General features: G+C 70.9%; 14 protein-coding genes. 7 read left to right on the top strand and 7 right to left on the bottom strand.

All coding sequences use genetic code 11. The annotated features are described in order from the left end of the window. Positions 1 to 64 precede the first annotated feature (64 nt). Complete coding sequence (locus tag IEY14_RS03820) at positions 65 to 664, top strand: ABC-type transport auxiliary lipoprotein family protein (protein WP_188906858.1); 600 nt, start codon at positions 65 to 67, stop codon at positions 662 to 664. A gap of 641 nt (positions 665 to 1,305) precedes the next feature. Here the strand turns inward: IEY14_RS03820 and IEY14_RS03815 are convergent. After that, on the bottom strand, positions 1,306 to 8,595 hold the full coding sequence (locus IEY14_RS03815; RefSeq protein ID WP_188906857.1) for an apolipoprotein A-IV repeat region-like domain-containing protein: 7,290 nt from the start codon (positions 8,593 to 8,595) through the stop codon (positions 1,306 to 1,308). Between the two features lie 415 nt (positions 8,596 to 9,010). Here IEY14_RS03815 and IEY14_RS03810 point away from each other — a divergent pair, with 415 nt between their 5' ends. Next, complete coding sequence (locus IEY14_RS03810; protein ID WP_188906856.1) at positions 9,011 to 9,382, top strand: Hpt domain-containing protein; 372 nt, start codon at positions 9,011 to 9,013, stop codon at positions 9,380 to 9,382. 110 nt (positions 9,383 to 9,492) lie between these two features. Continuing rightward, a complete protein-coding gene (locus tag IEY14_RS03805; RefSeq protein ID WP_188906855.1) occupies positions 9,493 to 9,813 on the top strand; it encodes a 2Fe-2S iron-sulfur cluster-binding protein in 321 nt (106 codons plus the stop codon). 14 nt (positions 9,814 to 9,827) lie between these two features. Here IEY14_RS03805 and IEY14_RS03800 read toward each other — a convergent pair whose 3' ends face one another. Next, on the bottom strand, positions 9,828 to 10,454 hold the full coding sequence (locus IEY14_RS03800) for a DUF922 domain-containing Zn-dependent protease (RefSeq protein WP_188906854.1): 627 nt from the start codon (positions 10,452 to 10,454) through the stop codon (positions 9,828 to 9,830). A 124-nt stretch (positions 10,455 to 10,578) separates the two neighbouring features. Here IEY14_RS03800 and folP point away from each other — a divergent pair, with 124 nt between their 5' ends. Next, positions 10,579 to 11,421: a dihydropteroate synthase gene (folP, locus tag IEY14_RS03795; protein ID WP_244639282.1), complete on the top strand. Its 843-nt coding sequence runs from the start codon at positions 10,579 to 10,581 to the stop codon at positions 11,419 to 11,421. After that, positions 11,418 to 11,918, top strand: a complete 501-nt coding sequence (gene folK / locus IEY14_RS03790) for a 2-amino-4-hydroxy-6-hydroxymethyldihydropteridine diphosphokinase (RefSeq protein ID WP_188906853.1) — start codon at positions 11,418 to 11,420, stop codon at positions 11,916 to 11,918. Before folP ends, folK begins: the two co-directional genes overlap by 4 nt. A gap of 15 nt (positions 11,919 to 11,933) precedes the next feature. On the opposite strand, the gene IEY14_RS03785 is transcribed toward folK, so the two are convergent. From IEY14_RS03785 to IEY14_RS03770, 4 genes are all read right to left on the bottom strand, one after another. After that, complete coding sequence (locus IEY14_RS03785) at positions 11,934 to 12,461, bottom strand: hypothetical protein (protein ID WP_188906852.1); 528 nt, start codon at positions 12,459 to 12,461, stop codon at positions 11,934 to 11,936. Positions 12,462 to 12,530: 69 nt separating this feature from the next. Further along, positions 12,531 to 13,634 carry a YcjF family protein gene (locus tag IEY14_RS03780; protein ID WP_188906851.1) on the bottom strand — a complete coding sequence of 368 codons (1,104 nt, stop codon included), beginning with the start codon at positions 13,632 to 13,634 and terminating at the stop codon, positions 12,531 to 12,533. Then, positions 13,631 to 15,079, bottom strand: a complete 1,449-nt coding sequence (locus IEY14_RS03775; protein WP_188906850.1) for a YcjX family GTP-binding protein — start codon at positions 15,077 to 15,079, stop codon at positions 13,631 to 13,633. Before IEY14_RS03775 ends, IEY14_RS03780 begins: the two co-directional genes overlap by 4 nt. A gap of 84 nt (positions 15,080 to 15,163) precedes the next feature. Further along, entirely contained in the window at positions 15,164 to 15,685 is a 522-nt protein-coding gene (locus tag IEY14_RS03770; protein ID WP_188906849.1) for a SixA phosphatase family protein, read from the bottom strand. Between the two features lie 256 nt (positions 15,686 to 15,941). Between IEY14_RS03770 and dksA the strand changes: the two genes are divergently transcribed. Further along, positions 15,942 to 16,358, top strand: a complete 417-nt coding sequence (dksA, locus tag IEY14_RS03765) for an RNA polymerase-binding protein DksA (protein WP_188906848.1) — start codon at positions 15,942 to 15,944, stop codon at positions 16,356 to 16,358. A 135-nt stretch (positions 16,359 to 16,493) separates the two neighbouring features. Here the strand turns inward: dksA and IEY14_RS26085 are convergent, their stop codons facing one another. Then, positions 16,494 to 18,212, bottom strand: coding sequence for a flagellar biosynthetic protein FliO (locus IEY14_RS26085; protein ID WP_188906847.1), 1,719 nt, complete (start codon positions 18,210 to 18,212; stop codon positions 16,494 to 16,496). A 245-nt stretch (positions 18,213 to 18,457) separates the two neighbouring features. Here IEY14_RS26085 and cckA point away from each other — a divergent pair, with 245 nt between their 5' ends. After that, positions 18,458 to 20,962, top strand: coding sequence for a cell cycle histidine kinase CckA (gene cckA / locus IEY14_RS03755; RefSeq protein WP_188906846.1), 2,505 nt, complete (start codon positions 18,458 to 18,460; stop codon positions 20,960 to 20,962). Position 20,963: the final 1 nt, after the last annotated feature.

Here is a 20,963-nt window from a genome sequence, read left to right as displayed (position 1 = left end):
GCCTTCCCCGTTCATCACCTCCGGCCGCGACCCGCAGCGCGTCGCGACACTCAAGGGCTTGTCGATGCGTCACGTCACCCGCAATCTGACCGCGATCTTCCTGGCTGCGGTGCTCGGCGGCTGCGCGGCCCTCGGCAAGTCGACGCCGCCGGACACCTACGAGATCTCGGCGCCGGCGCCGCGCGTGCCCGCCAGTTCGCGCCAGCGCGTCCAGCTGCTGGTGCCCGACCCGACGGCGATCAAGACGCTGGATTCCACCAGCATCGTGGTGAAGCCGACGCCCTTCACCATCGAGGCGCTGCAGAACAGCCAGTGGAGCGACCGGCTGCCGCGCATCGTCCAGCTTCGGATGGTCCAGGCCTTCGAGACCACCGGCCGCGTCGGCGCGGTCGGCGTGCCGGGGCAGGGGCTGGCGATCGACTATCAGGTGATCATGGAGATCCGCCGCTTCGAGATCGATGCCGGCGCCGGCCGCAACACGGCGACGATCGAGATCGCGGTGAAGCTGCTCAACGACCGCAACGGCACGGTGCGCGCCAGCCGCACCTTCAGCGAGCGCAGCCCGGTGACGGGCTCCGGCAATCCCGCCTTCGTCGCGGCCCTCGACCGCGCCTTCGACAAGGTCGCCGGCGATATCGTCACCTGGACGCTCGGCGCCGTCTGACGGCGCCTTCCTCCGTCCCGTCATGCCGGAAGCGGGCCGCGAGGCCCGCTTTCTTTTTGCGCGGTGCGCGGGCGCCATGCCTGACTGAGAGTCTCGTCCGGCTCCGGCGTCATCAATTCGGCGCGAAGCCTCTCGCCGACCGCCCACCCCTTGGCGGCCAGCTGAGTATCGAAACCGGCCGCGGGATCGAAGCGGAGGCTTGAAGAAGGCGCATCCTCGCCGCCGCGTCGGTGCGGATCTGGGCACGGCGTCGTGCCTTAATCTCATTACGATGGCTGCTCCACCCGCCGGATCGGCTGATACCATCGCGCCTTCACAGAGATCCGCTCACCTCACCGCTTCGTCATCCCGGCCCCCGAGCCGGGATCCATTCCAAGCCAGCCGCGACCATCCGGGAGCTATGCGGAAGGACGCCCATCTCCACCCTTATTCATGCGGATCTGCGGAAGGCATGGATCCCGGGTCGGGCCCGGGATGACGAAGCTGAGGCGGAGGCGCCAAGGATCAGCGCATAAGCGCGTCAGTATGAGACGGTACGTGACCGATGCCCATCAGCGGAGAGCCACGCCAGTTCGCCCTTCGCCCAAACGAAAAGGGCGGCCCGAGGGCCGCCCTTTCGCGATCTCTATGGATGCCTCGCCTCAGCCGTCGAAGCGGCCCGAGGCATGGGCGAGCATCGTATAGACCTTGCCCGTATCGGAGGCGAGGTAGGTCCGGGTCATCGAATTGTCCGGGTCGTTCTTGGCGATATCCGTCAGGAGCGACTCGAAGTCGGCGATGTAGCGGTCTACGGCCGAGCGGAACTCGCCGTCGCGCTGATACTTGCGACGGATCTCGTCGAAGGTCTGCTGACCCTTCAGCGTATAGAGCCGACGGGTGAAGACGTTGCGCTCGCCGCGACGATAGCGGTCCCAGAGCTCGACCGAGACTTCGTGATCGATCGCCCGGGCGATGTCGACCGACAGCGAGTTGAGCGATTCCACCACATGCTCGGGCGAGCGGGCGGCCGGCTGGCTCGCCGGCTGCTGTTGCTGCGGGGCCGCGACCGACCAGTCGGCCTCGTCCTGGCCTTCCGCTTCGTCCTCCTGCGAGGCGCGACGCAGAAGATCGGAGACCCAGCCACCGCTGCGTCCGGCCGGCGCGGCGCTCGGCGTGGGCGCCGGTGCCGGTGCCGGCTGCGCCGGAATGCCCGCGCCCGTGCCGGTGCCGCTGATGCTCGCGCGCGGCGCCGAGGCCGGGGCCGGGGCGCGCTCGACCTCGACGCTGCCGCGCAGGTCGTGGGCGAGGTTGCCGTCCGTCGCGTAGCGGACCGGAGCCCGGGCTTCCACACGGCGCTCCTCGACGGCCGGCTGACGGACCGGCGCTTCGGCGGCCGGAGCGCTGCGCACCATGTCCTCGCGCGGTGCCGGAGCCGAAGCCGCCGGTCGGCGGGCGCCGACATCGAAGGCACGGCCCGACTGGGCGACGATGTCGCTGAGGTCGCGCAGGGCGCGGATCTGGTCCGCCACCGCCCGGCGCATCGCCTCGGTGCTTTCGCGCGTCTCTTCCGGCAGCTCGAACACGCCGCGCTTGATCTCGCCGCGCGTCGCGCCGAGTTCCTCGCGGATCGTCTCGGCCGTGCGGCGGATCTCCTCCGTCGCCGTGGCGAAGCGTTCCGTCGCGTCCTCGACGACATGGCGGACGGCATCGCGGATGCGCGAGACGGCCGCCTCGGACCGGCTTTCCACCTCGTCGAGCTGAGTGCCGGCCTGGCCGAGCGAGGATTCCAGATCGGACGCCAGACGCGAGGAGAGGAGGCGCGAACGCTCTTCCGACCGGTCGAACAGACCCTGGATGAGATCCTCGAAGGAGCGCATGACCTCGCCGACCTCTTCCGAGCGCTGGAGCAGCCCGGCCGAGAGTTCCTGGAGGCCCGCCTGACGCTCGGTCAGCGTCGTCTGGAGATCGGTCTGCGCTGTCTCCATCAGGCGCGCCGCCTCGTTCAGCGCCTCGCCATGCTCGCCGAAGCGGCTGGCGATGCGTTGCACCTGGTCCAGCGCCTGCGCCGAGAGCCGATCGAGCCGCGAGACATTGCCGTCGAGGATCTGCGTCGAGGATTCGATCGTGCCGACCGCCTTCTCGGTATTATCGGCGAAGCGCTCGCTGGAGTCGCGCAGCGCCGCGTCGATCGCGCCGAGATTGGAGGCCGCGGCATCGACCAGGCCGCGCAGGTCGCCATTGGTCTCCGCCAGGCGGCCGATCAGCGAGCCGATCTCGCGCGACATCGCGTCGCGCGCCTCGGCGGCGCCCGCCAGGATGACATTGCCGGCCGTGGTGAACTGGGCGGCGATCTCCGCCCCCTTGCCGACGATGGCCTCGCGCGCCGCATCCGCGTCGCGGACGATGCTGGTCGAGACATTGGCGACTTCGCTGCGCAGGCGCGTCGCGATCTCGCCGACATCCGTGCGCATCGCCTCGGCGGCGCTGCGCAGCTCCTCGCGGATTTCGATCGTCGCCGAGTCGAGATTGCTGCGGAGCGTCTCGGACGAGCCGCCGAGCGCCGCCGTCAGGCCCTGCGACAGCGTCGCCATCTCGGCGGCGAAGCGCTCGACCCGCTCGTCCAGCGTGCGGGCGATCGCATGGCCGCTCTCGGCGAGGCGGTTCGCGATGCCGGCATAGTCCGCCATGAAGGCGCCGGTGCTGTCGCCGATCTCCTGGCGCGCCGCTTCCGTCCGCTCGCGGATGGCATTGGCGGCCGAGCCGATCTCGCCGGCGATGGACATCGCGTCGTTGCGGATGTCGCTGCGCGAACGCTCGCCGGCATCGCGCAGGCGCTCCGCCGCCGCCGCCACGGCATCGGCCATGACGCTGGCCTGAGCGTCGATCTCGTTGCGGGCGCTGGCGACGTCGTCGCGCAGCCGCAGCGAGGCGTCGGAGACGATGCCGGCCACCGCCAGCGCGTCCTCGCGCAGATGTTCGCGGGAGCTGTCGCCCGCCTCGCGGATCCGATCGGCCGCCGCCACGACGCTGGTCGCGACGGTCGCCGCCTCGGCTTCGATCTGGCCGCGAATGTCGGCGGTGTCGTCCTTGAAGCGCAGCGCCGCCTCGTTGACGGCCGCCGCGATGGCGAGAGCCTCCTCGCGGAAGTCGCCGCGCGAACGCTCGCCGGCCTCGCGGATGCGCTCGGCCGCCGTGACCACCGCATCGGCGACGGTCGCGGCCTGCGCCTCGACCTCGCCACGTGCCGCCGCCGCGTCGTCGCGCAGCCGGGCCGCCGCCGCCGAGATGGCGCCGGCGATCGCCGTCGCATCCTCGCGGAAGCCGTTGCGGGAAAGATCGCCGGCCTCGCGGATGCGCTCGGCCGCTGCCGCAACCGCCTCGGTGACGGTCGCGGCCTGGGCCTCGACCTCGCCGCGGGCATTCGCCGCGTCTTCGCGCAGCCGGACGGCCGCATCCGAGATCGCGCCGGCAATGGCGAAGGCATCCTCGCGGAAGCCGCTGCGCGAGCTGTCGCCCGCCTCGCGGATGCGCTCGGCCGCCGCCAGGACGGCGGTGGCGATGCCGGCCGCCTGCGATTCCACTTCGCCGCGCGCCGTCGCCGTCTCGTCGCGCAGGCGCGTCGCCGCGCCGGCGATCGCCTCGGCAATGGAGGAGGCGTCCTCGCGGAAGCCGCTGCGCGACGTGTCGCCGGCCTCGCGGATCCGCTCGGCGGCGGCCGCGACCACGTCGGCGATCGCCGAAGCCTGGGCGTCGACCTCGCCGCGCGCCGTCGCCGCGTCGTCCTTCAGGCGGAGCGAGGCATTGGCGATCGCGCCGGCAATCGCGTCGGCCTGCTCGCCGAAGATGCTGCGGGCGGTCTCGGCATCGCCGCGCAGCCGCTCGGCCGCCGTGCCCATGCCGGCGACGAATTCGGCGGCGAGGGCGGACAGACGCTCGCGCGCCGCCTCGGCCTCGCTGCGCATCGCGATGGAGGCGCCGCCGATCTGGGTGGAGAAGGTGGCGCTCTCGTTGCCGAGCCGCTCGCGGGCCGCCTCGGCCTCGCGTCGGATCTCGGCGGAAAGGGCCGCGACGCTCGCGACGAGCGATTCCGCGCTGCTGGTGAGTTCGCCGCGCGCATCGTCCGTGGTGCGGCTGAAGCCGGCCGCGACCTCGCCGAGCCGGGCGGTGAAGCGCTCGGCCTCGCCGGCCAGGCGCAGGCGCGCCTCCTCGCCGGCCGTGTGGAAGGCGTTCTCGATCTGCGCGACATGGGCGGCGATCGCCTGCGTCTCGCTTTCGAGACCCTTGCGGGCCTTTTCCGCCTCGTCGGTCATGCTGGCCGTCGCCGCCGTGATCGAGTTGCGCAGCGATTCGGCGATGAGGGCGGTGCGGTTGGTCAGCGTGCGATCGACATTGCCGAGCCCGCGCTCCAGCACTTCCGAGATGGTTTCGGTGCGCTGGTCGAAGGCGGTCGCGACGGCGCCCGTGCCCTGCTCGATGACCGACAGGAAGTCCTCGCGATGCGTTTCGAGCGAGCGGGACACCTCCGTGACGCTCTGCTCGATGACGCGGCGGATGTCGTCCGCGCGGTCGTTGAGCGTGGCGCTGGCGGAAAGGGCCGCGTCTTCCAGGACGCGCGAGATGCTGTCGCGCTTGTCGTCCAAGGCGACGTTCAGGCGCTCCTCGATGCCGGCGATAACGCCGGTCATCTGCTCGGCCGAACGGTCGATCCGCTCCAGGAGCATCGCGGCATTGCGGTCGGCATCGTCCGAGAAGCGGCCGGTGCGCTCGTCCAGCCCTTCGATGAGGAGGCGGCGCGCGTCGTCCACCACGCCCTGCAGGGCCACCGCCTGGCCGGCGATGCCGTCGCGCAGGAGGTTGGCGCGCTCGTCGAAGCCGTCGACCAGGAGGCCGCGCGCATCCTCGACGATGGAGCGCAGATGGCTGGCGCGGTCGTCCAGGCTGTCCTGGAGCTCGGCGAGGCGCTCCTTGATCGTCGCGACGAGACCCTGGCGCTGCTCGGCGAAGCCTTCGCCGATGCCGGCGCGGAACTCCTCCACCGTGCGGCGCAGCGCGTCGGCCTGCATTTCGAGATCGCTCGAAACGCGCCGTGCCGTGTCGCCGACGACGACGCCGAGACCGGCCATGCGCTCGTCGAGGATCGACATGAAGCGGCCTTCGCTATCCTCGGTGATGCGGCGAAGGGCTTCCGTGCGCTCGTCCAGCGCCGAACGCAGCGTTTCCTGATGCTGGTCGAGCGAGGCGATGTTGCGGGCTTCCGCGTCGCGCAGCAGCGACTCGGTCGCCTCGATGCGGCGGGAGAGATTGGCGTCGAGATCGCCGGCCCGCTCGTCGAGGGCACCCATGATGCGGGTGGACTGCGCCTCGATATTGCCGACGAAGATGTCGGCGCGCTCGGTGAACAGACGCTCCAGATGCAGGCGGCGCTCCTCCAGCGCGGCCTCGAGATTGCGCACGCGCTCGTCGGAGCCGGTGGTGAGCACGGTCTCGGCCCGGGTGAGGGCGCTGCCGAGCCGCTCGACGCCGTTCTCCAGCGCGGCGACGATCGTGCCGGAGCGCTGGTCGAGATTGCCCGTGAGGCTCTGTTCCGCACCGGTGAGCGCGGCTTCGAGGCTTTCGCGCTGGCGGCCGAGCGACTGGGTGAGATCCTCCAGCCGGCGTCCGACCGAGGCGTCGATCTCCCGGGTGCCGGTCTCGACGGCGGCGTTGAAGCCGGCGACGCGCTCGTCCAGAAGACCGCGGATCTCCGACGTGCCGCCCGCCAGAAGGGCCTGCGCCTTGGCCAGCGCCTCTTCGGTCGCCGAGGTGAGCTCGGTCGAGCCGGTTTGGAAGGCCGTCACCACCTCGCGGCTGCGCTCGGTGAGCGTCTTGGCGAATTCCGAGGAGCGCGTCTGCAGCGACAGCGCGATGCGCTCGCTGGCGTCCACGATCATCGAGGTGCGGGTTTCGAGCGCCTCCACGAGGCGCGGACCGCGCTCGCCGAGGGCGCCGTCGAGCCGCTCCAGCCGGTCGTCGAGATCGCCGACGAAGCTGAGACCGCGCTCCGACAGGAGGGCGCTGCCGCGCTCGTTGCGCTCATCCATGCTCTGGGCGATGCGCTCGACGACGCGGGTGCCTTCCTCCTCCAGGCGGCGCAGGCGCTCGTCGAAGGCGAGACCGAGCGAGGCGAGGAACTGCTGGCTTTCCGAGGAGAGCGTTTCCGTACGGCCGCCGAGATCGGTCGCCAGCCCTTCGAGGAACTCGGCATGCTCCTGGCGCAGCTGCGCCGAGCGCTCGGCGAGCGCGGCGTCGAGCCGCTCGATGAAGGCCCGGGATTCGGCCGCGAGCTCCTGCTCGCGCTCCTCCAGCCGCGCGCCGATCTCGGCGAGCAGGCGCTGGTTCTCGCCGGAGGCGCGCTCGGCGCGCTCGTCCAGCGTGCCGTTGAGCAGCGTGATGAAGCCCGAATGTTCCTGATCGAGGCCCTCGCCGCGCTCGCGCAGCAGGGTGCCGATCTCGTCGCGGGCGTGTTCGAGGCGCTGGCTGATCGAATCGCTCGCCTGCGTCAGGCGGTCGACCAGATCCTGCGAGCGGGTCTGGACGTCGGCCGCCCGCGTCTCCAGGGCGGCGGCGATCGTCTCGCCGGTCTGGCGCAGCTTGTCCGACACGGCATCGCCGCTCGTGCCGATGCGGGCGAGCAGGGTTTCGGCATTGGCCGTGATCCGCTCCTCGGCCGTGCGGTTCTGCTCGGCGAAGAGGTCCACCAGACCCTGGCGGCGCTCGTCGTAGAAGCGCGCGATCTCCTCGCCGCGCTCGCGCAGCATCGTGTCGAGCTGGTGCGAGGCGTCGGCGATGCGGCTGAGGATGGCGGTCGAGGCGCCGTCCACCTCGGACACGAGGCGCTGATGCGAGCCGACCACCGAGGAGCGCAGCTTCTCGGCATGCGACAGCATCGCCTCCCGCTCGGAGGCGAGATCCTTCACGAGCGTGCGGATGCGCGCCTCGTTGTCGGCATAGGAGCGCTCCAGCGCGCCGACCTCGGACTGGACCTTGGTCTCCAGCTCGGCGCTGCGGGCGAGCGCGCGCTCGACACCCTCGCCGAGATTGGTGATCTCGCGGCGAATGGCCTGGCCGATGGTCGCGACGCGGTCGGCGGCGATGGATTCGGGCTCGGCGAGGCGGAGCGCGATTTCTGCCATGGAGCGGCTCATCAGCCGCAGCTCCGCCGAGCGTCGGACCATCACGGCGAAGGCGAAGATCAGGAGAACCGGGAGCAGGGCGGCCGCCAGGAGAATGGGCAGGCCGGGGCCGACGGCCTCGGCGGCGCTGCCCGGCACGGCGAAGGCGTTCTCGCCATAGAGGCCGTAGCCGAGCGCCGCGACGATCGCGACCCAGGCGGCGGACACGACGGCGGCGACATAGAGCGGCGTCTTCGAGGCGCGCCGCTCCAGAAGCGCCTGCGCCATCACGGTGGCGCGGCGGTCCTCGTCATTGGCCGGGCGCGGCAGCGTCGGGGCCGGCGTTTCGCCGCCCTCCGCCAGCCGGCTCGCCTCGGCGCGCAGATTGGGCGTGAAGCTGGACGTCTGGCCGGAACCGTTGGCCGGCGCCGCGCCGGCGCCGAAGCCGGCCGAGGGGGCGCGGGCGCCGAGCACCGCTCCGGCGGCACCCGCCGTGGCGGCGCCGGCGGCGAGCGCCGCGGGATCGAAGGAAAGGCTGTCCTGCGCGGCGGCGGAAGGCGCCGGGGCCTCGACCTTGGCCTCGGCTTCCGCGAAGGCGCCGGTCGCCTCCTGAAGCTGCTTGTCGAACTCCTCCAGCGCGAAGTCGATATCCATCGTGTCGGGCGCCAGCGCCTCGGGCTCGAGTTGCGCGGTCGGTTCGGGCTTGCCGTCCTCGGTGCCGCTGAAGTCGGATTCCAGCGCGGCTTCCAGTTCGCTCAACGCCTCGTCCGAAAGAAGCTCGGAAGATTTGATCTTCGCCATGTCCCGTCGCGCCTCGCATTTCGTTGCGCCGGAGCCGTCCGCCTCGACCCCGGAAAAGGCCGCGTCATCAACTCGCACGCGGCCCGCCGAAACCCCGCGCCCGGCCGAGCGAGTCGACCGGATGGGGGATTTCCTCATCATTTATCGTAGAGAGGAGAGGCGGCGATGCAAATCGTGAATCCCGCGCTTTCCTACAACTTTAAACATAAGGTTAACGTCGCAGGCCCGCGAAAGCGATTTTTCAACCCTTCCGGCCGATCGTCCGGCTCCTCCACGGCGCCCTCTCGGCCGATTCACCGCTTCTCCATCCTTACCGGCGAATCTGTGGGTAGAGGTGTCGCCCGCCTCCATATCTGCGGGAAAGGGCGCCGCCGCCCGATCCCTTCCGCCTTCGCCGGCCAAGCCAGGACGCCCGATGCTTCAGACGCTCGCCCGCCAAGCCGATACGAGGAACGACGCGCCGAAGGCGCGGCCTTCGACGGAGCGGCCGATCGATCTCGTCCATCTCGCCAGCCAGACGCTGGGGGATCGCGAGCTGGAGCGGGAGATCCTGGCGCTCATGGCGCGGCAGGTCGAGCAATGCGCGGCGCGGCTGGAACTGGCTTCGGAAGCCGAGCGCGGCGCGCTGGCCCATGCGCTGAAGGGCAGCGCCCGCAATGTCGGCGCCTTCGCCCTCGCTGACGCGGCGCAGGCGGTCGAGGACCATCCCGCCGCCGCCGCCGCGCTCGCGGCGATGCGCGAGGAGATCGGCCGCGCCCGCGACTTCATCGGTTCGCTGCTGCGCTGATTGGAACCGTTCGAGAGCCGGGCAGGCAAGTGGTTGACTTCGCCCGCTTCGCGATGTTCTCCCCTGTCGATCGGCGCGGTTCCGCCGACTTCCAGTCCGCGATGGCGATCATGACCCGACTGACCTTCGTTTCCAGCGCCGGCGAGCGCTACGATCTCGATGTGGCGAACGGCACCACGGCGATGGAGAATGCCGTGCGCCATTCCGTTCCCGGCATCGAGGCGGAATGCGGCGGCGCCTGCGCCTGCGCGACCTGCCATGTCTATGTCGATCCGGAATGGACGGCGGCGGTGGGCGAGCCGGAGGCGATGGAGGAGGACATGCTGGACTTCGCCTGGGAGGCGAAGCCGACGTCCCGCCTGTCCTGTCAGATCAAGATGCGGCCGGAGCTCGACGGGCTGGTGCTGCACGTCCCCGCGCGTCAGGCCTGACGCGCCCAGCGCCGTCAGTTCCCCGCTCCGCCGGCCGACATCGCCGCATCCATGTTGCGGCGGAGCAGGCGCTTCAGGCGCCAGTTGACCTCGCGGCCCTCCATCGTGTCGAAGGCGCGCTGCGCCGCTTCGTGTTCCTTGAGATAGCGGCCGGTCGTGGCGTTCACCGCCTGCTCCATCGCGCGGCAGTCGCCGCGCGATCCGAGATTGCGCACGGCCGCCTCCATGCGCCGCAGATAGTCGCGGGCGATCTTGGCATGGTCCTCCTCGTGGCGGGCGATATCCTCCGACAGGGTGCGCCAGACGATGACGGTGCCGGCCGAGGCGGATTTCGGCGGCGTCCAGCGCGGCAGGATCTTCACGAGCCGCAGGTTGAAATCGACCCGGCCGACGGCGCAGCCGGACGCGACGGGCTTGTAGCTGACCGAGCCGCCGAACTTCACCTGGGTGGCGCCGGGATGACGGCCTTCGCCGACGCCCGTCGTCGGCCCCTTGCGGTTCATCTCGCGGTCGAGCTCCTCCAGCGTCGCGCCGCGCAGGGTGAAATAGTTCGTGCGCTCGTTGATGCCGCCCGCGCGGGCGGACACGGTCCCGGCGACGCAGCCGATCGCCAGGAGGAGCGCGAGGCTCAACTGTTGCATGGACATCCCCCCGTTTGCCCTCGCGCCCGAGGGTAGAGGATCGGGCGCCGCGCACAAGCGACTTGCGCGGCTCGGCGCCGACCATCTATCGGCAAGGTGAAGAAGGGCGGCGGCGCGGCGGAAAGTGGCAAGCATCACGCAATGGACGGTCGGACACGGCCGCGACATCGGGCTCGGGCACCGGAGCCGGCTGATGGGCGTCCTCAACGTGACGCCCGACAGCTTTTCCGACGGCGGCCGGCATCTTGATGTCGAGGCGGCCATCGCCCATGCCTATCGGCTGCGCGAGGCGGGCGCGGACATCATCGACATCGGCGGCGAGTCGACCCGGCCGGGCGCCGAGCCCGTCGATGCGCTGGAGGAGCAGCGTCGCATCCTGCCGGTGATCGCGGGCCTCGCGGCGTCCGACATGATCCTCTCCGTCGACACCTATCGCGCCTCGACCGCCCGCCTCGCGATCGAGGCGGGCGCGCATATCGTCAACGATGTCTGGGGCGCGCAGCGCGAGCCGGAAATCGCGCGGGTCGCCGCCGCGACCGGCGCGGGGCTTTGCCTCATGCATACGGGCCGGGACCGCGCGGTGCTGGCCGATCCGGTGGCGGATCAGGCGCATTTCCTGGCGCAATCGCTGCGGATCGCGCGGGCCGCCGGCGTCGAGGAAGATGCGATCGTCCTCGATCCGGGCTTCGGCTTCGGCAAGGAGGCGGCGCAGAATTTCGAACTCCTGCGGCGCTTCGCGGAGGTCGCGGCCTGTTTCGACCGGCCCTGGCTCGTCGGCACCTCGCGCAAGCGCTTCGTCCGGCAGGCCGTCGGCCCGGCGGGCGACGCCGATTTCGGCACGGCGGCGACGAGCGTGATCCTGCGCCTCGCCGGCGCCGCGATATTCCGCGTCCACGACGTCGCGGTGAACCGGGACGCCCTGGCGCTGGCCGACGCGATGCTGGCCGGGGCGGGAGAGGCGCGATGACGCGGGCCCTTCTCGGTCTCGGCGGCAATCTCGGCGATCCGGTCGCCAATATGCGGATGGCGCTCCGGGCGCTCGACGCCCGCCCCGACATCGCTGTGTCGGCGGTCTCCCGGCTCTACCGGACGCCGCCCTGGGGCAAGACGGACCAGCCGCCCTTCGTCAACGCGGTGGCGAGCCTCGACACGGCCCTCGCGCCGCACGCGCTGCTGGAGGCCGGCCTCGCCGTCGAGCGCGGCTTGAAGCGCGAACGGCTGGAGCGCTGGGGGCCGCGCACCATCGATCTCGACATTCTCGACATGGAGGGGGTGGTTCTCGCCGATGCGGCGCTGACCCTGCCGCATCCGCGCATGGGAGAGCGCGCCTTCGTGCTGATACCGCTCGCCGATGTGGCCCCGGACTTTCGCATCGATGGCGTGCCGATCGCCGCGCGGCTGGCCGAACTGGACCGCGCCGGTATCGAGGCGCTCGGCGACGATCGGGACTGGTGGAAGGGCTGACCTCGGCCGGAGCCGTCACTGTTCGAGGGCGGTCTGCTTCACCAGGCCTTCGCCGCGCTTCAGATTCATGCCGATCACCGGCACGAGTTCGCCGCCGACGCGCACGGACACGGTGACGTTCAGGCGGTTCTCGGCGGCGAGCTTCGCCACCATCGCGCCGCGAAGCTGCTTGCGGTTCAGGCCGAAGACCACGGTGTCGCCATCGACATTGCCGGAAATGATGTCGAGGCCCTTGCCCTCCGAGCCGTCGAGAAAGGAGCCTTGATAGCCGCCGGCGGCGCGCTCGACGCTCGCCTGCATCTTCTGCGAGAAGAGACCCATGCGGCAGGAGCCATCGAGCGCGATGCCGCCCGTGCTGGCGGTCTGGCTGCCGTCGAAGGTGCAGACGAATTTCGTGCCCTTGTACTTGCCCGCGACGATCTCGCCGGGGCCGTTCCACTGGCCGACCACCCGCTTGAAGAAGGCGTCGTCATTGGCGGCATGGGCGGGGGCGGTGGCGGCGAGAACGGCGACGAGAAGGCCGGCGGCGAACCTTTGCGACATGATCGAACCTTCCGGGCTTGGGATCGGGTGACCCTTAGGCTTATCGCCGAGAATGGTTAACCGATGCTTTCAGACCGGGTCCGGCGGAGGCCCGCCGCCGGTGCGACCAATGCGCCCGCCGCCTTGCAGGGCGATGAGATCGTTCATGAAATCGCCGATGCGCGGTCGGCGCGCCCGCACGAAGGGCAGGGGCCGGCAGAGGTCCATGGCGGCGATGCCGACCCGCGCCGTCAACAGCCCGTTCACGACACCTTCGCCGAGCCGGGCGGAAAGGCGTGCGGCGAGGCCGTGGCCGACGACCTGCCCGACGAGGCTGTCGCCGATCGAGATCGAGCCGGTCACGGCGAGATGGCCGACGACGTCGCGCGTCAGCTTCGCGAGGCCGATGAGGCCCGGCCGCGCGCCGTAGAGTTCCGACATCCGGCGGATGAGCCGGACATTCTCGAAGAGCACGTAGGAAATGTCGACCAGCGCCTTCGGACTGACGGCGGTGACGACCGAGACGCGCTTCGCCGACGCCATGACGAGGGCGCGCGCCCGGCGGTCGATCGGCTCCAGCAATTCGCGTTCGGCGAGGATGATGAGATCGCGGCCGTCGATCACCTCGTCCTTCAGCGCCGCGAGCCGGCTCCGACCCCCGGCCGTTTCGGGATGCTGGGCGAGAAGGCCCGTCAGCCGGTCGACGACCTCGGCCGCCTCCCGCGCCGAATCCAGTTCGAAGGCCTTCGTCGCGGCCTTGCGTTCCGCCTCCACCGCCTTCAGGCGCAGGAGGCCGGCGATCTCGCGGGCGACGACGCCGAGCGCGCCGAGAAGGAGCAGCCCGGCGAGGCCGATCGCCGTCCAGCCGAGCCAGTCCGCCCGCGTGAAGAGGTCGCGGACGAGATTGTCGACGGCAAGGCCGAGGGCGATCGAGACGAGCGCGCCGAGGGCGGCGAGGAAGAGCTTGGCGAAGGGCAGGCCCCGGCGCTTCGGCAGCGGCGCGGTTTCGGGAAGCTCCAGCGCTTCGGTCTCGAACACGTCCGCCGCTTCGAGTTCGACGGAGGACAGATCGTTCACCGCGCGCGGCGCGCGGCCCGGCTCTTCGGCGCGAAGGCGCTCGGCGAGCGGCGGCGGTTCGCCGGTCTCCTCCAGGCGGAAGGCGGCCGGCGGGCGGCGGGGCGGCAGGTCGCTCATGCGAGGCGGTCTCCCACGAGGAACTGGAGCGCCCGGTCGAGCCGGATATGCGGCAGCGACAAAGCGAGGCCGTCGGCGCTGCGCTCGAGGCGCGGCGGGCGGAAGCGCACGAAATTGATGCCGCGCTCCTCGGCCGGCAGGCCGGCGAGAAGCCGGCCCGGATCGGCGGGAAGATCGCCCGGAAAGATCGCGGTTTCCCGGAGGCCGTCGAAGCGCTCGCCGGCGATCGTCTCGCCGGCGATGGGCGTGCCGACGATCACCGGCAGGCGCTCGCCCTTGTCGGAAACGCTGGCTTCGCGCGTGGCGCGCACGGCGGCGAGCGCCAGCATCTCGACCGTCGCGCCCGAGAATTTCGCGCGCGCCGCCGCCTCTTCGACCAGCCGGCGCACGATGGCTTCCAGCCGCGCATGGCTTTCGCGATGGAGATGATCGGCCTTGGTCGCGGCGACGAGGATCCGGTCGATGCGGCGGCTGACGAGCGAGCCGAGCCAGCTGGCCCGGCCCGGCCGGAAGCAGAGAAAGATCTCGGTCAGCGCGGTTTCGAGATCCTGGAGGGCCGCCGGTCCGGCATTGATCGCCTGAAGCGCGTCGACCAGGAGGATCTGGCGATCGAGCCGGGCGAAATGCTCGCGGAAGAACGGCTTCACCACCACCGACTTGTAGCCCTCGTAGCGGTTGGTGAAGAGCGCGGCGAGGGAATCGCGCGGATAGGCGCGTCCGTCCTCGACGGGCAGGGGCGCGAAGGTGAGGGCGGGCGAGCCTTCGAGATCGCCGGGCATGAGGAAGCGCCCCGGCGGCAGGGTGGAAAGCGCCGTGCGGTCGGCCCGGCACGCCTGGAGATAGGCGGCGAAGGCGCGGAACAGCGCCTGGGCGCGCGCCTCGTCGGCGGGCGCCGCGAGATCGAGCTCGGCGACGAGCGCAAGAAACGGCGCGGCGATGGCGCTGCGCTGCGGCAGGCGGGCGCGGTCCAGCGCCTCGCGCGAGAAGGTGGCGAAATCCTTCTCGATCAAAGGCAGGTCGAGAAGCCATTCGCCCGGATAGTCGACGATGTCGAGCGACAGGCGGCCGGGCGACAGGAGACGCGAGAAGGCGGAGGCCGATTCATAGTCGATCGTCAGCCGGATCTCCGAGATCGCCCGGGTCGAATTCGGCCAGAGCCGCTCGTCGACGAGAAGGCGGACGTGATCCTCGTATTGGAAGCGCGGCACGGCGAGGTCCGGCTGTTCGGCGAGCCGCGTGCCGGCGATGCGCCCCGCCGCCTGCGCCTCGAACAGCGGCAGCCGGCCGCCATGCAGGAGATTGTGGACCAGCGCGGTGATGAACACCGTCTTGCCGGCCCGCGACAGGCCGGCGACGCCAAGCCGGAGGGTGGGGTTGAAGAGCGAGGTCGCCCGGTCGGCGAGATTGTCGAGCGCGATGCGCGCCTCGTCGGCAATCGATGGCATGAGAGAGGCGGCTTCCCGGTGCGGCAAAGGGCTCACCGGGCATATAGGTGGGGCCGGGGCGCGCCGAAAGGCCGCGGCTTCCCTTCAGGCGAGACGGCGGGGTTCGAGCTGCGCCGTCAGGACGCCCGACCCCTCGCGGATCTCGGACAGAGGCGTCGCGAATTCGAGAATGGCCAGCGTTCCGGGCGGAAAGCCTTCGGCGAGATGGCGCATCGCCTCGTCATCGCCCCGTCCGGCGAGCAGCGCCACGAGATCGGCCATCATCGGGTTGTGTCCGACCAGCATCAGGCTCGGAGCGTCGCCGGCCTCCCGGGCTTTCCGCAGATAGACCCGCTCGTCGCCGAAATAGATCTCGTCGGTGAATTCCGTCGCGGCGCACGGAAAGGCGCCCTCGACGAGGCCGAGCGTCTGGCGGGTGCGCGCCGCGCCGGAGCAGAGGACGCGCGCCGGACGAAGCCCCCGCGCCTCCATCGCGCGCCGCATCGTCTCGCCCTCGCGATGGCCGCGCTCGTCCAGGGCACGGTCGTAATCGGCCTGCCCCGGCAGGCCCTTGGCGGCATGGGCATGCCGCAGCACGAAGAGGATCGTCTTGGATGTCTCGCTCATGGCCTTCGGCCTAGCGCGGTTGGCGAAGGCGGGCAATCGCCGTCCTGGCGGCACGCCCCGGGCCCGGACCGTGGTCCTGCCGCAGGAAGAGGCATCGCGCCGTGGCACGTTGCTGAAAGGAACGGCAAAACTTAGCCGAGCGTTAACACCTTGCTTTCAAAGATGTGTTTTCTGGCGAAATGTTGCCCGAATGCTTCTTGTTCCTGAAACGTCCCGTCGCTATAAGCCCCGCCATCGCCGTGGAAGGGGATGAGATATGAGCGAAGTTCTGCATATCGAGGCCGACCTTTTGGATGACGGCAGCTTCATGAACGATCGGCAGCGGGAGTATTTCCGCAAGAAGCTTCTTGCGTGGAAGTCGGAAATTCTCCGCGAATCCCGCGAAACTCTCGCCGCTCTCGCCAACGACAACTCCAACCTCGCCGATCTTGCCGACCGGGCCTCTTCCGAGACCGATCGCGCCATCGAGTTGCGCGCGCGCGACCGCCAGCGCAAGCTCATCTCGAAGATCGACGCGGCGCTGGAGCGGATCGATGACGGCTCCTACGGCTATTGCGAGGAGACGGGCGAGCCGATCAGCCTGAAGCGCCTGGACGCGCGACCGATCGCCACGATGTCGCTGGAGGCGCAGGAGCGCCACGAGCGGCGTGAGAAGGTCTATCGCGACGAGTAAGGCTCGGGCGGTCCGCCGCCCGTCCATCCATCGGGAGGAGATGAAAAAGGCGCCCCAGGGGCGCCTTTTTCATAGCCGGTTCATCACATCGCGCGATACGGCGGCGCCCCGAAGGCGGGCACCGCCGTATCGCCGCTACTTGCGGCGATCGCCGAAATCGAAGTCGCCGAGCAGGCGCTCCATTTCCTCTTCCAGCGTCAGTTCGCGCTCCGGCGCCTTCGCTGGCTCCGCCGCGACCGGCGGGGCGGGCTCCGGCAAAGCGGGCTCCGGTGCCGAGCGCTGCTCCGCCGGCCGGGCGGCCGGCTTCTCGTCCGGCCAGGCGAAATCGCCGAAATCGCTGTTCAGCTTCTGGGACAGCGTGTCCTCCAGGCTGACCTCGTCCGGCGCCGGCAGGGGCGCGGCGACCGGGGGCGCGGCCGGGCGGACGGGCGGCACGGGCGGGGGGGCGATCGGCGGCGCTGCGACGGTCGCGGGCGGCATCGCCACCGGCAGGGGGGCGAAGCGATCCGGCTCGGCCGGCGGCCGGGCCGGCTCGAAATTCGAGCGGCGCGACTGGATGGAGGTCGCGAAGCTGCGGACGGCGAGCGGCCGGCGATCGGCATCCTCGCCCGGCGCGGGATCGCGCTGCGGCGGCAGGTCCGGGACGGGCGGCGCCGGCGGCACGACCCGCGCCGCCGGGGCGACCGGCACCGGTGGAATGTCGAGGACGGGGGGCGGCGGCGCGAAGGGCGGCGGCGGCGCGAAGGGCTGCGGGGCCGGCGGATCCTGCCGCTCGGCGACGCGTGTTTCCGGCGCGGGCGACGCGGGTTCCGGCGGACGGAAGGTCGGAAGCTGGAAGGGCAGCGGCGGAGCGAGCTTTGCCGGCGCGCCGGGCGAAGCCGCGGCGGGCGAGGGCGCGACGACGGGCGGCGGCGGGGGCTCGGCCGGCGGCACCGGCGGGACGGGGGTCTGTTTCGGCACGTCGCCGCGACGCAGGAAGGCCGGAATGCGCGGCTCGTCCTCGGCGCGGTCGCGCGGCTCGGGCGCCGATGGCAGTTCCGCAGGCGGCTGCGGCGGCTCGGCACGCGGCGGCGCGGGGCGCGGCGGCACCGGCTCGGGCAGGGAGCGGCTGTCCGGCGCGAACCGCAGGGCTTCGGCGCGGGGCGCCGGCCGGATGGCTTCGGCCGCGATCGGCGGCATGATCACCGGCGGCGGCTCCGGGGCCGGCGGAATGGGCCGCTCGATCACCTCCGGACGCGCGGCGGCGCGCGGCGGAACGGGATCGGCCGCCACGGACGGCTCGGGCTTCTGGATCGGGGGAACCGGCAGGGGTGCGGAGACCGGCTCGGCCTTGACCGCCGGCGCTTCGGCTTGCGGCTCTTCGGCCGGACGCGGTTCCGGGAGGGGCAGGGGGCGGCGCAGCGGGCTCGAGCCGCGCGGAGCGGGCGCGGCGGAACGCGGCGCGGTGCCGGCGGCCGGCGCGCGGGGCAGCGGCGCCGGGCTCGGCGCGATCGCGCCCGTCGGCTCGACGCGGGTGCCCGCCCGCTCGGGTCCGCCGGAACGGAGCGCGCCCGGCATGCGCAGGATGCCGCCTTCGACGACGAGGTCGTTCTGGCCGCCGATCAGGATCAGATGTTCCACCTCGTCGCGGCGGACGAGCACGAGCTTGCGGCGCTGGTCCACCGCCGCGACATCGAGGACCGCGAGGCGCGGGCCGCGCTTCGAGCCGACCCCGCCGACCGGCCCGGCGCCCAGCACCCGCTTGGCGACGAAGAGGACGACGATGATGAGAACAAGCACGATGACGGCGGCGAGCGCATAGCTCGCCAGCGGCCCGAAGCTTGTGCCGACGGAATCGGAAAGGCCAGAGCCCATGGTTCGCTCCTCGCAAATCGCGCGACTGTAGACCGGAATTGGCCGGTTCCGACAAGGTCTTTCCGGGACCTCCTCGAAATTGCCAACATCGTTCGATCCAGGGCGAAGATAGGTTGGCGCACTAGATTCCCAGTTCGGTCGCCGCGTTCGGCGTCTTCCTCAAGGGTGGGCGCCTTCGCTAAAAGTCCGCTGAACCCTTTCGAGCAACGTGATACGCGATCGCGATGGACGGAGCCTTCCCCGGCATGAGCGACAAGCCCCTCGTGGACCGAAGCGCAGAAGCGGCCGGCGTGCGCCGCCTGCTGATGCTCGGCGGCTCGCTCCTCTTCGTGGCCGCGCTGCTCGCTTTGTTCGGCCATGCCTATGGCGGCTTCGCGCTGATCGCCATCTTCTCGCTGCTGGCGATGGTCGGCATCGCCGCCATCTTCGCCTTCGCCCTCGGCTTCGTGTCCTTCGCCTCGCCTTCCGCCGATTCGGGCATCGCGCATCGCTTCCTCGACACGCTGGACACCGGCACGCTGGTGGTCGACCGCAAGGGCCGCATCCTCTACGCCAACCGCGCCTATGGCGAGGCGACGGGCGCCGCGACGCCGGACGAGGTGCGCTCGCTGGAGCGCATCCTCGCGCGCGAGCGCGAAGGATCGGAAGTCGTCTACCGGCTCGCCGGACGGGCCGGCAAGGGCGAGGCGGCGCACGAGGAATTCCGCATGGAGCGCGATCTCGCCGGCCGTCCGGCCCGCGAGCCGCGCTGGTATCGCGCCTCGGTGCGGCCGGTCGAGGTGGCGAGCGGCACCGCCCATGCCTGGCAGATCGCCGACATCACCGCCGAGCGCGCCGAGCAGGAGACCTTCTTCCAGAACCTCCAGAACGCCATCGACTATCTCGACCACGCGCCGGCCGGCTTCTTCGCCGCCGACGCCAAGGGCCGCATCACCTATGTGAACGCGACGCTCGCCACCTGGCTCGGCTTCGATCTGGCGACCATCAAGCCCTATGAGCGCTCGGTCGAAAGCCTGCTCGGCAAGGATGTCGCCGCCTATCTCGTCGGCGACGCGGACCACCGCCCCCGCGTCATCGACAGCGCGCTCGCCGGCTTCGACGGGCGCCCGCTGCCGGTGCGGCTGCATGTCGATCACAGTCTCGGGCTCGAAGGCGGGGTGCGGGCGATCGTCACCGAGCGCGGCGCCGAGGCGCCAGACGAGAACGCCGTGCAGGCGGCGGAACTGCGCTTTGCCCGCGTCTTCAATTCCTCGCCGATCGCCATCGCCGCGCTGGACGAGGAAGGCCGCGTGGTGCGCGCCAATGCCGCCTTCGAGAAGCTGTTCGGCCGTGTCGCGAGCGGCAGCGTCGCGGTCGCCGACCTCGTGAAGGAGGAGGGGCGCGACGCGCTGCGTCAGGCCATGGCCAGCGCCCGGCGGCACCGCGCCGTCGCCGCCTCGCCGGTCGATGTCCAGGTCGGCGGCGATTCGGCCCGGGCGCTGCGCGTCTATGTGAGTGGCACCGGCACGCCGACCGACGGCTCGCGCGAGAGCGTCATTCTCTACGGCGTCGACATCACCGAGCAGCGGACGCTGGAGGAGCAGTTCGCGAAGGCGCAGCGCATGCAGGCGATCGGCAATCTCGCCGGCGGCATCGCGCACGACTTCAACAACGTTCTCACCATCATCACCGCCTCGGTCGACTTCCTTCTCCTCAACCAGCGGGCCGGCGATCCCTCCTTCCAGGATCTTCTGCTCATCAAGCAGAGCGCCAACCGGGCGGCCTCGCTGGTGCGCCAGCTCCTGGCCTATTCGCGGCGCCAGACCATGCGCCCGAAGATGCTGAACCTCACCGACGTGGTGGCGGACATGCATCTCCTGCTGAAGCGCATTTCCGGCGACCTCGTGAAGCTGGAGCGCCATCACGCCCGCGATCTCTGGCCGGTGATGGCCGATATCGGGCAGTTTGAGCAGGTGCTGACCAATCTCGTCCAGAACGCGCGCGACGCGATGCCGGACGGCGGCACGATCACCATCTCGACGCGCAATGTCGGCGAGCCGGAGGCCAAGTCCTTCGGTTATGTCGAGATGCAGGAAGGCGAGTTCGTGCTGGTCGAGGTCTCGGACAACGGCACCGGCATGCCGCCGGAAGTCGCCGAGCGGATCTTCGAGCCCTTCTTCACCACCAAGGAGATCGGCAAGGGCACCGGTCTCGGCCTGTCGATGGTCTACGGCATCATCAAGCAGTCGGGCGGCTTCATCTATGTCGACTCGACGCCCGGCAAGGGCACGAGCTTCCGCATCTTCCTGCCCCGCCACGTGCCGGCCGAGGCGCTGGCGACGAAGACCGAGGCGGGTCCCTCCGGCATCGCCAGCCTGCCGGCGGATTCGGGCGATCTCTCCGGCACCGCCTCCATCCTTCTCGTCGAGGACGAGGACCATGTGCGCGCCGGCAATGTCCGCGCCCTGAAGATGCGCGGCTACGAGGTGCACGAGGCTTCGTCCGGCGTCGAGGCGCTGGAGGTGATGGAAGAACTCGGCGGCAGGATCGATCTCGTCGTCTCCGACGTCGTCATGCCGGAAATGGACGGGCCGACGCTCCTGCGCGAGATGCGCGGCCGCCGGCCCGACCTGAAGTTCATCTTCGTCTCCGGCTATGCGGAGGAGGCCTTCGCGAAGAATCTCCCCGAAGGCGAGAAATTCGGCTTCCTGGCCAAACCCTTCTCGCTGCGCGAGCTGGCGGTGGCCGTGAAGCAGATGCTGGACGAATAGG

The organism is Aureimonas endophytica, assembly GCF_014642635.1.
Classification (GTDB): Bacteria; Pseudomonadota; Alphaproteobacteria; order Rhizobiales; family Rhizobiaceae; genus Plantimonas; species Plantimonas endophytica.
Note: the sequence above shows the minus strand (reverse complement) of the source record. Positions and strands in the feature narration are given on the sequence as shown.

Bases quoted from the DNA above. Each gene is read 5' to 3' on its own strand.
- IEY14_RS03820 (WP_188906858.1), top strand. From the start codon at position 65: ATGCGTCACGTCACCCGCAATCTGACCGCGATCTTCCTGGCTGCGGTG.
- IEY14_RS03815 (WP_188906857.1), bottom strand. From the start codon at position 8,595: ATGGCGAAGATCAAATCTTCCGAGCTTCTTTCGGACGAGGCGTTGAGC.
- IEY14_RS03810 (WP_188906856.1), top strand. From the start codon at position 9,011: ATGCTTCAGACGCTCGCCCGCCAAGCCGATACGAGGAACGACGCGCCG.
- IEY14_RS03805 (WP_188906855.1), top strand. From the start codon at position 9,493: ATGACCCGACTGACCTTCGTTTCCAGCGCCGGCGAGCGCTACGATCTC.
- IEY14_RS03800 (WP_188906854.1), bottom strand. From the start codon at position 10,454: ATGCAACAGTTGAGCCTCGCGCTCCTCCTGGCGATCGGCTGCGTCGCC.
- folK (WP_188906853.1), top strand. From the start codon at position 11,418: ATGACGCGGGCCCTTCTCGGTCTCGGCGGCAATCTCGGCGATCCGGTC.
- IEY14_RS03785 (WP_188906852.1), bottom strand. From the start codon at position 12,461: ATGTCGCAAAGGTTCGCCGCCGGCCTTCTCGTCGCCGTTCTCGCCGCC.
- IEY14_RS03780 (WP_188906851.1), bottom strand. From the start codon at position 13,634: ATGAGCGACCTGCCGCCCCGCCGCCCGCCGGCCGCCTTCCGCCTGGAG.
- IEY14_RS03775 (WP_188906850.1), bottom strand. From the start codon at position 15,079: ATGCCATCGATTGCCGACGAGGCGCGCATCGCGCTCGACAATCTCGCC.
- IEY14_RS03770 (WP_188906849.1), bottom strand. From the start codon at position 15,685: ATGAGCGAGACATCCAAGACGATCCTCTTCGTGCTGCGGCATGCCCAT.
- dksA (WP_188906848.1), top strand. From the start codon at position 15,942: ATGAGCGAAGTTCTGCATATCGAGGCCGACCTTTTGGATGACGGCAGC.
- IEY14_RS26085 (WP_188906847.1), bottom strand. From the start codon at position 18,212: ATGGGCTCTGGCCTTTCCGATTCCGTCGGCACAAGCTTCGGGCCGCTG.
- cckA (WP_188906846.1), top strand. From the start codon at position 18,458: ATGAGCGACAAGCCCCTCGTGGACCGAAGCGCAGAAGCGGCCGGCGTG.